At 64.2% G+C, this 15212-nt stretch carries 12 protein-coding genes; 5 read left to right on the plus strand and 7 right to left on the minus strand.

The features are described from left to right. Positions 1 to 24: 24 nt before the first annotated feature. Positions 25 to 2493: an ATP-binding protein gene (locus AAC014_RS12785; RefSeq protein WP_339709057.1), complete on the minus strand. Its 2469-nt coding sequence runs from the start codon at positions 2491 to 2493 to the stop codon at positions 25 to 27. On the opposite strand from AAC014_RS12785, the gene AAC014_RS12790 reads away from it, so the two are divergent. The 3 genes from AAC014_RS12790 to cysK all read left to right on the plus strand — a co-directional run bounded on the left by AAC014_RS12790 (position 2482) and on the right by cysK (position 5082). Then, positions 2482 to 2802: a hypothetical protein gene (locus AAC014_RS12790; RefSeq protein WP_339709059.1), complete on the plus strand. Its 321-nt coding sequence runs from the start codon at positions 2482 to 2484 to the stop codon at positions 2800 to 2802. The genes AAC014_RS12785 and AAC014_RS12790 overlap by 12 nt on opposite strands. Before the next feature lie 91 nt (positions 2803 to 2893). Continuing rightward, positions 2894 to 4171 carry an MFS transporter gene (locus tag AAC014_RS12795; protein ID WP_339709061.1) on the plus strand — a complete coding sequence of 426 codons (1278 nt, stop codon included), beginning with the start codon at positions 2894 to 2896 and terminating at the stop codon, positions 4169 to 4171. Next, a complete protein-coding gene (gene cysK / locus AAC014_RS12800; RefSeq protein WP_339709063.1) occupies positions 4168 to 5082 on the plus strand; it encodes a cysteine synthase A in 915 nt (304 codons plus the stop codon). Before AAC014_RS12795 ends, cysK begins: the two co-directional genes overlap by 4 nt. Here the strand turns inward: cysK and AAC014_RS12805 are convergent. The 6 genes from AAC014_RS12805 to hisI form a co-directional block, all read right to left on the minus strand. Continuing rightward, positions 5049 to 6062 (minus strand): D-alanyl-D-alanine carboxypeptidase family protein, encoded by a 1014-nt coding sequence (locus AAC014_RS12805; RefSeq protein WP_339709065.1) that lies wholly within the window; start codon positions 6060 to 6062, stop codon positions 5049 to 5051. The two genes, cysK and AAC014_RS12805, sit on opposite strands and share 34 nt — an antisense overlap. A 277-nt stretch (positions 6063 to 6339) precedes the next feature. Then, positions 6340 to 8517 (minus strand): 3-hydroxyacyl-CoA dehydrogenase NAD-binding domain-containing protein, encoded by a 2178-nt coding sequence (locus tag AAC014_RS12810; RefSeq protein ID WP_339709277.1) that lies wholly within the window; start codon positions 8515 to 8517, stop codon positions 6340 to 6342. Positions 8518 to 8538: 21 nt separating this feature from the next. Next, entirely contained in the window at positions 8539 to 9750 is a 1212-nt protein-coding gene (locus AAC014_RS12815) for an acetyl-CoA C-acetyltransferase (RefSeq protein ID WP_339709067.1), read from the minus strand. Positions 9751 to 9768: 18 nt separating this feature from the next. After that, entirely contained in the window at positions 9769 to 11571 is a 1803-nt protein-coding gene (locus tag AAC014_RS12820; RefSeq protein ID WP_339709069.1) for an acyl-CoA dehydrogenase C-terminal domain-containing protein, read from the minus strand. Between the two features lies 1 nt (position 11572). Then, entirely contained in the window at positions 11573 to 11995 is a 423-nt protein-coding gene (locus AAC014_RS12825; RefSeq protein ID WP_339709070.1) for a MerR family DNA-binding transcriptional regulator, read from the minus strand. A gap of 32 nt (positions 11996 to 12027) precedes the next feature. Continuing rightward, on the minus strand, positions 12028 to 12336 hold the full coding sequence (gene hisI, locus AAC014_RS12830) for a phosphoribosyl-AMP cyclohydrolase (RefSeq protein WP_339709071.1): 309 nt from the start codon (positions 12334 to 12336) through the stop codon (positions 12028 to 12030). 81 nt (positions 12337 to 12417) lie between these two features. On the opposite strand from hisI, the gene AAC014_RS12835 reads away from it, so the two are divergent. Together AAC014_RS12835 and purF are read left to right on the plus strand one after the other, a co-directional pair. Further along, a complete protein-coding gene (locus AAC014_RS12835; protein ID WP_339709072.1) occupies positions 12418 to 13641 on the plus strand; it encodes a mechanosensitive ion channel family protein in 1224 nt (407 codons plus the stop codon). A gap of 115 nt (positions 13642 to 13756) precedes the next feature. Further along, positions 13757 to 15211, plus strand: coding sequence for an amidophosphoribosyltransferase (gene purF / locus AAC014_RS12840; RefSeq protein WP_339709279.1), 1455 nt, complete (start codon positions 13757 to 13759; stop codon positions 15209 to 15211). Position 15212 lies beyond the last annotated feature (1 nt).

The raw sequence follows: 15212 nt of genomic DNA on the forward strand, positions 1-15212 counted from the left end.
GCGCTTTTGTTCTATTTTCGTTCTTTATTTGGCTGCGGCGGGCTCAGCCTTCCCGCGCACCTTGCCGCGGGCAATCTCGTGCCGCACCTTGTCGGAAAGTTCCTGCACGGAGAACGGCTTGGCGAGGAACGCCACGTCGGGCACATCGATCGACTTCCGAAGCTGTTCCTCGGCGTATCCCGACATGAAGATGATCTTGAGATCGGGAAACGTTTTTCGTGCGTGCTGAACAAGCGTCGGCCCATCCATCGTGGGCATCACCACGTCGGAAATCAGCAAATCGACGCCTTCCGGCAGCCGCTCCAGAATCTCCAGCGCCTCTTCGCCGTGGCCGGCGGTCAGCACCTCATAGCCCTTTCGCGTCAGCGCGCGCTCGGCGACGGCGCGGACCATCGCCTCGTCCTCCACGAGCAGGATCTTCCCCTGCCCCCAGGGATCACCGCCGTCCTCGCCCGCTGCGACCGTCGCGGCCTCCGGCAACGCTTCCTGCGCGGGCAGGTAGATGGTGAAGGTGGTGCCACCCCCGACGGTGCTGTCGGCAAAGATGAAGCCGCCCGACTGCTTGACGATGCCGTACACCGTCGAAAGCCCAAGGCCTGTACCGCGCCCGATCTCCTTGGTGGTGAAGAACGGCTCGAAAATCTTGCCCAGAATCTCAGGAGAAATGCCGGTGCCCGTATCCTTCACGGCGATCGCGACATATTCCCCAGAAGGCATTCCCTCGCGGTCGAGCTTCTTCGCCTCGCGCGCCGAAACCGCGAAGGTCGAAATCGTGAGTTCGCCGCCTTCGGGCATCGCATCGCGCGCGTTCACCGCGAGGTTGACGATCACCTGCTCCATCTGGCCGGGGTCTGCGCGCACCGGCGCGAGGCTGCGGCCATGCTTCACGGTCAGCGTCACCGTCTCACCGAGCAGGCGCTTCAACAGGTGGCTGAGTTCGCCGACGATGTCCGACACGTGAATGAGCTGCGGGCGCAGTGTCTGCTGTCGCGAGAACGCGAGGAGCTGGCGCACGAGGTTGGCTGCACGGTTCGCGTTCTGGCGGATCTGGTTGATGTCGTCGAAATCGCTGTCGCCCGGCGTGTGGCGGAGCAGCATGAGGTCGCAATAGCCGATCACGGCGGTGAGGATGTTGTTGAAGTCGTGCGCCACGCCGCCCGCGAGCTGGCCGACCGCCTGCATCTTGGTCGCCTGCGCGATCTGCTTTTCGAGTTTCAGCTGCTCCTGATTGTCCTTGAGCGACAGGACAACGGCGGGGCCGCCTGCGCCCGGCGCCTTGCCGACGGTGAGCGCCACAGGCTCTTCGGGCTTGTGTTTCAGGCGAACACGCAGATCGCGCGCGCGTTCGATGGAGGCCGCAGCACGACGCACCGCGTCCGACACCATCGTCTTGTCCTCATCAACGACGAGGTCGCTCGGGTAGCGCAGTTCGCTCCCCTCCTCGACCCCCGCGATGGCGGCGAAGCTTTCGTTCATGAACGTGAAGCGGCCGTCGCGATCGGCGAGCGCAAGCCCGATCGGCAACACCGAAAGCAGCGCGGGCAGGCTGTCGGGCACAGGGGTCCCGGTCTCTGCCGCCGCGCTGCCTTCGCGCAGAATCAGGAATACGTAAGCGCTTGTGCCCGCCTCTTTCTGGTTGCCGAGCGGAAGTTCGATAAGGCGCACGGGAATGTCCGCGCCGCTGCCGGTCTTCATGCGCCGCGCGCCGTCTTCCCCCGCCTCCAGAATATCGACGAGGTTGGTCGGCACGCGCCCTGCGGTGCCGGTGATGGCGTTCTTGAAGGCGCCGTTCGCCGCAATGATCTCGCCGGAGGGGTTGGCCATCACGATCATCAGCCCGGCGCTGCCAAGCCATATGCCCGCCGGGCCTTCAAGCAGAGCGACCGTGTCGTCCATCGCCTTCTCGGCGGCGCCCCGACGAAGCGTCCACAGAAGATAGTTCCGCGCCGTATCGGCAGGCCGCACCGATACGCGCAGTTTGCGCCGCGCGCCGCCTACGGTTTGGTCGATTTCTAAAAAGCCGTTGCCGTCGCGCCGTGCCTGCTCGGCGATGTTGGCAATGCGGCCGCGGCTCGCCTCGTCCTCGCCCGCGAGATCGAAGGGCGAGGGGTAGCCGTCGCACCGCGTGCCATAGGCGGCATTCGCGCATACGAGCTTGCCCTCCGCGTCGGTTACGGCAAGCGCGTCGCTGCGCGAATCGAGCGCGGTGCGCATCATCGTCCAGTCGATGCCGCCCACCCCGCGCCGCGCCCTGCCGAGCGCCGAGAAATAGGCGACGACCGCCGACGCGAGGATCATCGCACCGTAAAGTGAGGCGATCTCCCACGAGTCCATTGCCCATCCCACCAGCACGGTGGACGCGAGACCGAGCAGCACCGCCCCCGCGATCACCAGGGCCATGTGGCGCTGGGCGCCCGGTAGGCGCGGCCACTCGATCGGATCAGGAAGTTCCTCAGTGTTGGCCGGAAACCGGGAGTCGGGGTGCGTCGTCATCGTGAGGTGGTCATCCGCGCAAGCCCGCTCCCGGTCAAGCCCGCTCGCGCGGAACGGATGCTGCGCGGCGGCGGCCAGCTGATGGGCACGTCAGGCGGGCATCCGCAGCAGGTCGCGGTAGGCCGCAACCAGCTTGTCGTCGGCGGCACAGGGGCGCGCGACAACGACGCTGCGCAGGACATGCGGAACATGTGGCGATGCACGATGCGGCGGATGGGCACGAAACACGCCTGCCAGCTGCGCGCCGATGATTTCCGCAAGAGATGGGCCCCGCTCGCTCATACCCCATCCTCGCCGGATCATGGATAATTTCGGGTTAAGCGCCGAATGAAGTTTTTCCCGTGGCTGCAGCAGTTTCTCTGCTTTGCACAAAGCCCTGCAGCCGTCTAAGCGCATCGCCATGACCGCCGCCGACGCCGAGGATAAAACGTCCGTTTTCGCGATACCCGATTATCGCTATTTCTGGATCACCAAGCTCGCCTCCACGACGTCGCAGATGATCCTCGTCATCGTGATCGGCTGGATGGTCTATGATATCGCGCGCGAGACGATGCCGGAGCGCGAGGCTGCGTTCCTGCTCGGCATGGTCGGTCTCGCACAGTTCCTGCCGCTGTTCGTGCTGTCGCTCGTCGTCGGCTACATCGCCGATAAGGTGGACCGGCGCTATATCGTGCGCGGTGCATTGGCGCTCGAAATGCTATGCGCCGCCGGGCTCGGCGCGCTGGAGCTGACGGGCGGCATCACCATACCCGCACTGTTCGTGGTGGCGGCGCTGCTTGGCGTCGGACGCGCATTCGCTTCGCCGGCGCTCTCGGCGCTTGCACCCAACCTCGTGCCCGTGCGGATGCTGCCGACCGCGATCGCCTGGAACTCGATCGGCTGGCAGATCGGCGCGATCGGGGGCCCGGCGATGGGCGGCTATCTGTACGCAGCGAACCCCGCCGCGCCGCTCGTCGTCTCGGCGGCGATGCTCACGATCAGCCTCATCGCCATGTTCCTCATTTCGCGCGTGCCGCTCCCGGAGTCGGAAGTCACGGCGAACCCGCTTGAGTCGGTGATGAACGGGCTGCGCTATGTGCGCGACAACAAGGTGGTGCTGGGCGCGATTTCGCTCGATCTCTTTGCCGTGCTGCTCGGCGGCGTCACCGCGCTGCTGCCCGTTTATGCGCGCGACATTCTCGCCGTCGGCCCCGAAGGCCTCGGCCACCTGCGCGCCGCACCTGCCGTGGGCGCCGCAATCGTTGCGCTCTGGCTCTCGCGAAGGCCGCTCGCGCGGCACGTCGGCATCAAGATGTTCGTGTGCGTCGCGATCTTCGGGGTCGCCATCGTCGTCTTCGGCCTGTCGCGCGATCTCTGGCTGTCGCTCGGCGCACTCAGCGTGCTCGGCGCGGCGGATATGGTAAGCGTCTACGTGCGCTCCTCGCTTATCCAGATTTACACGCCGGACGCGATGCGCGGCCGGGTATCGTCGGTCTCGATGCTGTTCATCTCGGCTTCGAACGAACTGGGTGAAGCGCGATCCGGCCTTACCGCCGCGTGGTTCGGCCCCGTTGAAGCCGTGGTGATCGGCGGTGTCGGCACGATCGTCGTCACCGCACTCTGGGCTTGGCGCTTTCCAGAGCTTCGCCGAGCCGATAGTTTTGATGTTCCGGGCGCACTCAAGGAGAGATCGACATGAAGGCAGCAAGCATACTGGAAACGATCGGCGGAACGCCGCACATCCGGGTGAACCGCCTGTTCGGGCCGGACGCCTCTGTGTGGGTGAAGTCGGAGCGGGCAAACCCGGGCGGTTCGATCAAGGACCGCATCGCGCTCGCGATGATCGAGGACGCCGAAGCCTCCGGCGCGTTGAAGCCAGGCGGCACGATCGTGGAGCCGACCTCGGGCAACACCGGCATCGGGCTTGCCATGGTCGCCGCCGTCAAAGGCTACCGTCTCGTACTCGTAATGCCCGAATCGATGTCGCTGGAACGCCGCCGGCTGATGCTCGCCTACGGCGCGACCTTTGATCTCACACCGCGCGAGAAGGGCATGAAGGGCGCCATCGAGCGCGCCGTGGAGATCGTCGGCTCGACCCCCGACGCATGGATGCCGCAGCAGTTCGAAAACCCCGCGAACGTGACCGCGCACGTGAAGACGACGACGCAGGAAATCCTCGCCGATTTCCCGGACGGGCTCGACGCGATCATCACCGGCGTCGGCACCGGCGGGCACATCACCGCCTGCGCGAAAGTGCTTAAGCCGAAGATGCCCGGCCTCAAGGTCTATGCCGTGGAGCCGACGCTTTCCCCCGTGCTCTCGGGCGGCCAACCGGGCCCGCACCCGATTCAGGGCATCGGCGCCGGTTTCGTGCCGGGCGTGATGGATACGGCGCTGCTCGACGGCATCATTCAGGTCGCGCCGGACGACGCCAAGGAAATGGCCCGCCGCTCCGCGCGCGAGGAAGGCACGCTTGTGGGAATCTCATCAGGCGCGACGCTCGCCGCGATCCGACAGCACCTCGAAAAGAACCCGAAGCACCGTGTCCTCGGCTTCAACTACGATACGGGCGAGCGCTACTTGTCGGTGCCGGATTTCTTGCCGGAGTGAGCTGGCGGAGTCGGTGTCTGGTCGCTGCGGATCGCGCTGCGCCAGACGCTGACGTCGTCGGACGAGCCCTGCTCCGTCACAGCCTGCTGGAAGTCCAGCATCTGCGGCACTTCGTTCATGGACATGGCGACCGTCAGATGCTCGCCCTGGCGCCGTTTCTTCAGCACGTCGAAGCCCGAAGCGAGCAGCGCCTCGATATTGTTGTTCCGCGCGGCCGACGTCGGCGCGCCGAGCACGACCGCGATCAGCCGGCGCCCATCCCGCACCGCTGACGCGGCGAGCGTGAAGCCCGAAGCATTGGTATAGCCGGTCTTGATCCCATCAAGGCCGACGAATTTGCCGAGCAGCTTGTTGTGGTTGGGCATCACCGTGCCCTGGAAGTTGAACTGCTGCTCTGAAAAATACGGATAATACTGCGGAAAATCGCGGATCAGCGCCTTCGAAAGCGTGGCGAGGTCGCGCGCGGTCGTATGGTGCGCGGCGTTCGGCAGGCCCGAAGCGTTGAAGAACGCGCTGCTGTTCATGCCGAGCGCCTTCGCCTTCTCGGTCATGGCGCGCGCAAAGACGACCTCCGAGCCATCGAGCCGCTCGGCGAGTGCCACGGCAACATCGTTTGCGGATTTCGTGGTGAGTGCGCGGACCGCCTGCTCCACGGTGATCCATCCGCCGCGCGGCACACCGAGCTTGGACGGCGGCTGCGCGGCGGCATTGGCCGAGAAATAGACCTTGTCGCTCATGTTCAGCTCTTTGCGCTCGAGCGCGTCGAACGTCAGGTAGAGCGTCATCACCTTGGTGATCGAGGCGGGATGGCGCGCTTCGTCGGGATTGCGCGCGTACAGCACCTCCCCGCTGTCCACATCGACAAGGATCGCGGCATATTTGGGAACGGAAACAAGGCTTGCGGCCGTGGCCGGCTGGGGCGCAATCGGCGCACCCACAAGAATGGAAACAACAAACGCGACGATCAAATGCAATCGCATGATCGCTAGTCTCCCACCCGCCGCCTGCATCCCCGCGCAGGCTACTCAAACTCCACTACCGTGCCAGAATGAGGCAAATGCACCATTCTGAAAAGCCCTTTAGACGAACGGAACCGAAACGTGCGACGACCTGAGTCAATTCTGCGCCGTTCCGAATCCCGTGAAACGCCTTTGACGTCATAGTGCGGATTCAACGTTAAGATGCGCTGAACGTCTGCCCCACGCGAAAAAGGGGCCGCCGTTTCCGACAGCCCCTTTTCCCTGTCTCAAGCGATGATCAGGCGGCCTGTTTCAGCTTCGCATTGCCGTAAAAGGTCTCGCCCTTCGCCGCCATGTCCCGGAGCAATTGCGGCGGCGCAAAACGTTCGCCGTATTGCTGCGTCAGGCGGTCGAGCGTCCGGACGACCTCGTCGAGGCCGATCGTGTCCATCATGCTGAACGGACCTCCGGTGTGCGGCATGAAGCCCCAGCCGAAGATCGCGCCGAGATCGCCGTCTTCGGGCGTCTCCAGCACACCTTCGGCGAAGCAGCGCGCGCATTCCACGAGCTGGCGGTAGGTGAGCCGGGTCTTGACCTCTTCCGGTGCGGGCTGCTCCCCATCGGCCTTCTGCCCGAAGGTATTGCCGAGATCTGGCCACAGGGCTTTCTTGCCATCTTCGGGATAGTCGTAATAGCCCTTGCCCGCCTTGCGGCCGAGGCGGCCGAGCGCGACCATCTTCTCGATCACGTCATCGGCTGCGGTTGCCTTGTAGGCGTCACCCAGATCCTTCTTCGTCTGCAGCATCACCTTGTGGCCAAGCTCGATCGAAACCTCGTCGAACACCGCAAGCGGTCCCACAGGCATACCCATCTGCTTGCCGATATTTTCGACGAGCGCGGGGTTCACGCCCTCGCCCACCATCACCGAACCTTCAGCGGTGTAAGTGCCGAAGCAGCGCGACGTGTAAAAGCCGCGGCTGTCGTTGACGACGATCGGCGTCTTCTTGATCTGGGCGACGTAATCCAGCGCCTTTGCAATGGCCTCCGGACCAGTCTTCTCACCGACGATTATCTCCACGAGCGGCATCTTCTCAACGGGCGAGAAGAAATGCACGCCGATGAAGTTCTCTTGTTTGGTCCACGCCTTGGCGAGACTGGTGATCGGCAGCGTCGATGTGTTTGATCCGAAGATCGTGTCGGCACCGACGACGGCTTCCGTTTTCTGCGTCGTCTCCGCCTTGATGGCGCGGTCCTCGAACACCGCCTCGATGATGAAATCGCAGCCCTTCAGGTCCGCGAAGTCGGTCGTCGGGTGGATGCGGGCGAGTATCTCGTCCAGCTTCTCCTTCGGCAGCCGCTTCAGCTTGTCGGCGGTGTAGGCTTTGCCCTTCTCCGCCGCCTCGACGCTGCGGTCGAGCAGCACGACCTCGATCCCTGCGCGCGCCGAAACAAGCGCGATGCCCGCCCCCATCATGCCTGCGCCGAGCATACCGAGCTTCTTCGTCGGCATCTTCGCGACATCTTTTGGACGCCGCGCGCCCTTCTCAGCCGCCTGCTTGTTGACGAACAGGCTCCGCACCATGTTCATCGCCTGCGGATCGGCGGCGACCTTGGCGAAATACTTGCTCTCGATGCGGATCGCGAGGTCCATCGGCACCTGCGACCCTTCATAGACCGCCGACATGATCGCGCGCGGCGCGTTCATGTTGCCGTTGGTCATCTTGAGCACCATGGCGTTGCCGCCCACGAACGTCTGGATGAAGGCCGGGTTGAACTGGCCGACACCACCCGGGAACTTGAAGCCTTTCTGGTCCCACGGCTGCACACCCTTGGTGGGGTTCGCCTTCACCCACGCCTTCGCCTTGGCGACGACATCTTCGGCGGGGACAACCTCGTTCGCCACGCCGAAGCCCAGCGCTTCCTGCGGAGACATCGACTTGCCTTGCAGCAGGTACATCGAAGCTGCCTGAATCCCCATCAGGCGCGGCAGGCGCTGCGTACCGCCCGCACCGGGAAACAGGCCGACCATCACTTCAGGAAGGCCCAGTTGAAGCTTCGGATTGTCGGCAACGACGCGGTAGTGGCAGGCGAGACAAAGCTCGAGACCGCCGCCGAGCGCGATGCCATTGATCGCCGCTGCCACCGGCTTGCCGCTCGTTTCCAGACGGCGGTACAGGCGGTTCAGCGTGAACACGCCATCGAACAGCTTCGCCATTTTCGATTTGCCGCCCACACCTTCGCTGCCGGACGAGAGCGCGCCGCCCATCCCTTTGAGGTCGGCGCCGGCCATGAAGCCGCTCGGCTTGCCGCTGGTGATGACGGCGCCCTTGATGGCTTCGTCGGTCTCGATCATCGCGATCATCGTGTCGAAGTCGCGCGTCAGCTCGGCGGTGATGACGTTCATCGATTGGCCGGGCACGTCGATCGTGAACAGTGCGATGCCGTCGGCGTCGAGGTCGTACTTGATGGTTTCCATGGTCATTCTCGTCCCCTCCGCTCAGATACGCTCGATGATCGTGCCGGTGCCCATGCCTGCGCCGACGCACAGGTTGATGAGCGCGGTGCCCTTGCCCGTGCGTTCCAGCTCATCGAGCACGGTGCCGAGGATCATGGCGCCGGTGGCACCCAGCGGATGGCCCATGGCGATAGCGCCGCCGTTCACGTTGATCTTGTCGTGCGGGATGTTCAGTGCCTGCATGTAGCGCAGCACGACGCTGGCGAACGCCTCATTCAGCTCGAAGAGGTCGATGTCGTCCGTCGTCATGCCCGCGCGCTTCAACACCTTCTGCGCAACGAACTCGGGGCCGGTGAGCATGATCGTCGGCTCGGAGCCGACCGAGCCCATGGCGCGGATGCGCGCACGCGGCTTGAGGCCGTACTTCTCGCCCATCGCCTTGCTGCCGACGAGTACGGCGGCTGCGCCGTCAACGATGCCGGAGCTGTTGCCGGCGTGGTGCACGTGGTTGATGCGCTCGACCTCCGGGTACTTCATCAGCGCGATGGCGTCGAAGCCCGGCATCGTTTCGCCCATGTCGGTGAAGCTCGCCTTGAGGCTGCCGAGCGACTGCATGTCGGCTTCGGGCCGCATATGTTCGTCGCGGTCGAGCACGACCTCGCCGATCACATCCCGCACCGGCACGATGGAGCGCGCGAAACGGCCCTCGTCCCACGAGCGCTTGGCCCGCTTCTGGCTCTCCACCGCATAGGCGTCCACGTCGTCGCGCGAAAAGCCGTACTTGGTGGCAATGAGGTCGGCGCCGATGCCTTGCGGCGCGAAGTAAAGCTTGTGCGCAACGGCCGGGTCCATCGCCCACGCGCCGCCGTCCGCGCCCATCGGGATGCGCGACATGGATTCGACGCCGCCGCCGATCGCGAATTCCGCCTCGCCCGCCATTACCTTGGCAGCGGCCATGTTCGTCGCTTCGAGGCCGGAGGCGCAGAAGCGGTTGATCTGCACGCCCGCGGTCGTCTGAGCATAGTCCGCGTTCAGCACGGCAACGCGCGCGATATCCGATCCCTGCTCGCCGATCGGCGCGACGCAGCCGAGCACGACGTCGTCAACGTCGGCGGTATCGATCGCGGTGCGGTCGCGCACTGCCTGCAACACCTGCGTAGCAAGCTGGATCGGGGTAATCTCGTGCAGGCTACCGTTTGCCTTGCCGCGTCCGCGCGGTGTCCTGACGGCATCGTAGATATAGGCTTCAGCCATGGGTTTGCTCCTTGAATGTCAGGCGCGCGCGAATGCGTCCGCCGGAAGTGCCATCAGTGTCTCTGCGCCGGTTTCGATCTTGCGGCGCAGCGCGCCCGCATCCGGCAGGTAGCGGGCAGTATAGTATCGGGCGGTCGCCAGCTTCGCCTCGTAGAATGAAGAGTCAGACGCGCCCGCCGCGAGAGCAGCCTGCGCGGCGCGCGCCATCTTCAGCCACATCCAGCCGGTGACAACGATGCCCATCAGATGCAGGAATGGCGTCGCGCCCGCGCCTGCGTTGTTCGGGTTCGCCATGCCGTTCTGCATCAGCCACATCGTCGCGGTCTGAAGCTCGTTTCCAGCCTTTTCCAGGGCCTCAGCCATCGGCTTCAGCGTCTCGTCGGCCTTCGCGGCGGCGACCTCTTCGCCGATCGTGGAGGCAAGCAACATCAGCCCCTTGCCGCCATGACGCCCAAGCTTGCGGCCGACAAGGTCCATGGCCTGCACGCCGTTGGTGCCTTCGTAAATCTGCGCGATGCGGGCGTCGCGAACGAACTGCTCGACACCCCATTCGCCGACGTAGCCGTGGCCACCGTAAACCTGCTGCGCCCCCACTGCCGTTTCGAAGCCCTTGTCGGTCATGTAGCCCTTGATGACCGGCGTCAGCAGGCTGATGAGTTCGTCGGCGTTCGTCCGCTCTTCCTCGGTCTGCGCCTTCTTCGAAAGGTCGACCTGCAAAGCGCCCCACAGCATCAGCGCCCGGGCGCCTTCGGTGAACGCCTTGCCGTCCATCAGCATCCGCCGCACGTCGGGGTGGACGATGATCGGGTCCGCCTTCTCGCCTGGGTCCGCGGCACCGGTCAGCGCGCGGCCCTGCCGCCGCTCGGTCGCGTAGGTCACGGCGTTCTGATAAGCGACCTCCCCCTGCGCGAGCCCCTGCAAGCCCACGCCGAGCCGCGCGACATTCATCATGATGAACATGGCCTCGAGGCCCCGCTCGGGCTCGCCGACCAGATAGCCGGTCGCCTCGTCATAATTGAGCACGCAAGTCGCGTTGCCGTGGATGCCCATCTTGTGCTCGATCGCACCGCAGGAGACGCCGTTTCGCGCGCCGAGGCTGCCATCCTCGTTCACCAGGACCTTCGGCACGATGAACAGGGAGATGCCCTTCACATTGTCCGGCGCGCCTTCGCGCTTTGCGAGCACGAGGTGGATGATGTTCTCCGAAAGGTCGTGCTCACCCGCCGAAATGAAGATCTTGGTACCGGTGATCCGGTAGCTTCCATCCCCTGCCTCCACCGCCTTGGTGCGGATCAGGCCAAGGTCGGTGCCGCAGTGCGGCTCGGTGAGGTTCATGGTGCCGGTCCATTTGCCGGAAACCATGTTCGGCAGATATTTCGCCTTCTGCTCGTCGGATCCTTTCACCTCGATGGAAGCGATCGCGCCCGCCGTGAGGCCCGGATACATGGCGAAGGCCATGCCGGCCGAGCTCAGAAACTCCTCGAACGCCACGCTCACCGTGTAGGGAAGCCCCTGCCCGCCGAACTCCGGGCTCATGTGCAGCGTGCCCCAGCCGCCTTCGCAGAACGCCTGATAAGCTTCCTTGTAGCCCTTGGGCGTCGTTACCGATCCATCCTCGTGGCGCTTGCAGCCTTCGCGGTCACCCGAAAAGTTGATCGGCTGCACGACGCCTTCCACGAACTTCGCGCCTTCCTCCAGGATGGCCGCGATCATTTCGGGTGTCGCTTCGGAGAAGGTCGGTAGGTTCGAATAGCGGTCGAGGCCGATCACCTCATCGAGGATGAACTTGGTGTCGCGAACGGGCGCGCGGTAGGTGGGCATATCAGGACTCCCCGGATTTGGTGTTCGAGGGCAAAAGGCCCTCCACGACAGCTACAAACTCCTGAAGTTCGGCGATCGTAGCATCGATATCGTTACGCTGTTTGGTCAAAACGCCGATCTGGCGGCGACAAAGCTCCAGCGTGCGTTCGCGCTGGCGGACGCGCCCGTCCCCAGCGTGGTAGAGGTCAAGGATTTCTTTGATCTCAGCAAGGCTGAAGCCGACATTCTTGCCGCGCAGGATCCACGCCAGCCGGGCACGGTCGCGTCGCGAATACACGCGGTTCTGCCCCTGCCGCATCGGCTCGATCAGACCCTCGCCTTCGTAAAATCGTATAGCGCGCGGCGTAACCCCGAACTCGGCTGCGAGATCGGTGATGGTGAAGGTTTCGTCCTCGGGAACGGCTTCCATCGGGCGCTGCGGCATGAGCGCCTGTTTAGTTGACGTTTACGTAAACGTCAACCTACCTGCGTGAAGAAACAACTCCGCGCGCCGGTATGGCAGGCAGGCCCTGCGGGCTCGACTTTCAGCCACACGGCGTCCTTGTCGCAATCGACATGCACCTCCACGACCTTCATCGTGTTGCCGCTGGTCGCACCCTTGTGCCAAAGCTCCTGCCGAGAGCGGGACCAGAAGTGCGCCTCGCGCGTCTCCAGCGTCTTCGCATAGGCTTCGGCATTCATATGCGCGACCATCAACAGCTCTGCGGTGCGGCTGTCGGTCACAATGGCTGTCACCAGCCCCTTCTCGTCGAATTTCAGGTCCATGCGCCCGGCTTAGCGCGGGATGCCGCGGGTGGCCAGAGCGCCTGCGCTGTGAAATAATGATGGTTCAATCGACAGGAGGACATGATTTTCGGGTTCGATTTCGCATTCGCCGACCAGCCGTGGCTCCAGACCCTCATCGCGCTCGCAGTCCTCGTGACGGTCGCCTTTGTTGCCAACTGGCTTTCCAAGGTCATTCTTCTCAAGGGTCTCAATCGCGCCCTCGCGCTCACCCGCTTCGGTGAGGAAAAACAGACGCTTTCACGCATCGCGTGGCGCCTGTCTTACCTCGTTCCGACAATCATTGTGCAGGTGGGCATCGTGGCGGTCCCGCACCTTTCGGACGTGGCTGTTACGCTTGTCCGCAATGTCGCCGCCGCGTTTTCCATCGTCACCATCGCGATGGCCATCAGCAGCGGGCTCAGCCTTCTGAACGACGTTTACCAGCGCCGGGAGGATGCCGCGGAGCGCCCGATCAAGGGCTATGTGCAGGTCGGCAAGATCCTCGTTTACTGCGCCGCCGCCGTGCTCGTCATCTCCGCACTGATGGATCGCTCCCCGCTCATCTTGCTTTCAGGCCTTGGCGCGCTCGCTGCCGTACTGATGCTGGTGTTTCAGGATACGATCCTGTCGCTCGTCGCCTCCATCCAGATCACGTCCAACGACATGCTGCGCGTCGGCGACTGGATCGAGATGCCCGGACAGAGCGCCGATGGCGACGTCATCGACATCGCCCTGCACACCGTGAAGGTCCGCAACTGGGACAAAACGATCACCACCATTCCGACAAGCCGCCTCATCAAGGAATCCTTCAAGAACTGGCGCGGCATGTCCGAATCCGGTGTGCGCCGCATCAAGCGCGCGCTGCTCATCGATCAGACCAGCGTGGGCTTTCTCACCGCCGAACAAAGCGACCGGCTGAAACGCACGGCGCTCATCGCGCCTTATCTTGCGGAGAAAACCGGAGAAATCGATCGCTGGAACCGGGAGCGTAACGCGTCGGGTGCCGTGAACGCCCGTCGCCTCACCAACCTTGGCACCTTCCGCCATTATGTGGAGGCGTATCTCCATGCGCATTCGGGTATTGCCGAAGGGCAGACCACCATGGTCCGCCAGCTCGATCCGACGCCCAGGGGCCTACCGCTGGAGCTTTACTGTTTCACGAATACGACAGCGTGGACGGAGTACGAGGCAATCCAGTCCGACATCTTCGATCATTTGATTGCGATTCTGCCCGAGTTCGGCCTTTGCCTGTTCCAGGAACCGGCGGGACACGATTTCGCGGGCAGCTTCAGGCGGGCCGCGTGACATGCGCTGAGGGTCTGGCAGCCATGCATTTATGACAACCCCGCGACAAACCGGGCAAGGCGCCCTATATGGGCCAACGACTCGCCCGCCCGCCACGGAGCGCCCAATGTTTGACATGATTTCGCACCCCTTCGACGACGACAAGCTGAAGGAGGAATGCGGCGTTTTCGGCGTCTGGGGCGCTGAGGGTGCCGCCGCGCTCGCCGCGCTCGGCCTTCACGCCCTGCAGCACCGGGGCCAGGAGGCCGCGGGCATCACCAGCTACGACGGCAAGACCTTTCACAGCCACCGCGCCATGGGCCACGTCGCCGGCAATTTCGACCGCGATGAGGTGATCCGGGAGCTGCCGGGCGAGGCCGCCATCGGCCACGTCCGCTACTCCACCACCGGCGCCTCGGCGCTCAGGAACGTGCAGCCGCTGTTCGCCGAACTCTCCACCGGCGGCTTCGCGGTCGCGCACAACGGCAACATCTCGAACGCCACGCACGTGCGCCGCGAACTCAACCGCCGCGGCTCGATCTTCCAGTCGACGAGCGATACCGAGGTCATCATCCACCTCGTCGCCACGTCCACCTACCGCCCCCTGCTGGACCGCGTCATCGACGCGCTGAAGCAGGTGGAGGGCGCTTACAGCCTCGTGATGTTGACGGACGAGGGCCTCATTGCTTGTCGCGATCCGCTCGGCATCCGCCCGCTCGTGATCGGCCGCCGCGAGGATTCGTATATCCTCGCCTCCGAAACCGTCGCACTCGATGTCTGCGGCGCCACGTACCTGCGCCAGATCGAGCCCGGCGAGATGGTCGTCATCAATGACAAGGGGCTGCGTTCGCTGCGCCCCTTCCAGGCGATGCGCCCCCGCCCCTGCATCTTCGAGCACGTTTACTTCTCGCGCCCCGATTCGCTGCTCGACGGCCTCTCGGTCTATCAGGTCCGCAAGAACATCGGCGCGCAGCTCGCCATGGAAAGCCCGGTCGATGCCGACGTGGTGATCCCGGTGCCCGATAGCGGCAACCCCGCCGCCATCGGCTATGCGCAGCAATCGGGTCTCCCGTTTGAGCTTGGCATCATCCGCTCGCACTATGTGGGCCGCACCTTCATCCAGCCGGGCGACGCCATCCGCAACCTCGGCGTCAAGCTGAAGCACAATGCCAACCGGCCGGTGATTCAGGGCAAGCGCATCGTGCTGATCGACGATTCGATCGTGCGCGGCACCACGTCGGTGAAGATCGTGCAGATGATGCGCGAGGCCGGCGCTGCGGAGGTGCACATGCGCGTCGCATCCCCGCCCACGCGGCACAGCTGCTTTTACGGCGTCGACACGCCGGAGCGGGCGAAGCTCCTCGCAGCGCAGATGGACGTGCAGCGGATGCGCGACTACATCAAGGTTGATAGCCTCGCCTTCCTCTCGATCGACGGCCTCTACAAGGCGCTCGGCGAAGACATGCGCGTTGAGGAAACCCCGCAATATTGCGACGCGTGCTTCACCGGCGAGTATCCGACGCGCCTTACCGACTATGAAGAAGCTGGCGCCGACGACCAGCTCACCTTGCTGACGGAACGCGCGGGCTGAC

Origin of the sequence: uncultured Sphingosinicella sp., from assembly GCF_963974575.1 — a bacterium.
GTDB lineage: Bacteria > Pseudomonadota > Alphaproteobacteria > Sphingomonadales > Sphingomonadaceae > Sphingosinicella.

What these genes read in the sequence shown, in the direction of transcription:
- AAC014_RS12835 (WP_339709072.1), top strand. Translation starts at nt 12,418, where the DNA reads ATGATTTTCGGGTTCGATTTCGCATTCGCCGACCAGCCGTGGCTCCAG.
- AAC014_RS12795 (WP_339709061.1), top strand. Translation starts at nt 2,894, where the DNA reads ATGACCGCCGCCGACGCCGAGGATAAAACGTCCGTTTTCGCGATACCC.
- cysK (WP_339709063.1), top strand. Translation starts at nt 4,168, where the DNA reads ATGAAGGCAGCAAGCATACTGGAAACGATCGGCGGAACGCCGCACATC.
- purF (WP_339709279.1), top strand. Translation starts at nt 13,757, where the DNA reads ATGATTTCGCACCCCTTCGACGACGACAAGCTGAAGGAGGAATGCGGC.
- AAC014_RS12820 (WP_339709069.1), bottom strand. Translation starts at nt 11,571, where the DNA reads ATGCCCACCTACCGCGCGCCCGTTCGCGACACCAAGTTCATCCTCGAT.
- AAC014_RS12810 (WP_339709277.1), bottom strand. Translation starts at nt 8,517, where the DNA reads ATGGAAACCATCAAGTACGACCTCGACGCCGACGGCATCGCACTGTTC.
- AAC014_RS12785 (WP_339709057.1), bottom strand. Translation starts at nt 2,493, where the DNA reads ATGACGACGCACCCCGACTCCCGGTTTCCGGCCAACACTGAGGAACTT.
- AAC014_RS12825 (WP_339709070.1), bottom strand. Translation starts at nt 11,995, where the DNA reads ATGCCGCAGCGCCCGATGGAAGCCGTTCCCGAGGACGAAACCTTCACC.
- hisI (WP_339709071.1), bottom strand. Translation starts at nt 12,336, where the DNA reads ATGGACCTGAAATTCGACGAGAAGGGGCTGGTGACAGCCATTGTGACC.
- AAC014_RS12815 (WP_339709067.1), bottom strand. Translation starts at nt 9,750, where the DNA reads ATGGCTGAAGCCTATATCTACGATGCCGTCAGGACACCGCGCGGACGC.
- AAC014_RS12805 (WP_339709065.1), bottom strand. Translation starts at nt 6,062, where the DNA reads ATGCGATTGCATTTGATCGTCGCGTTTGTTGTTTCCATTCTTGTGGGT.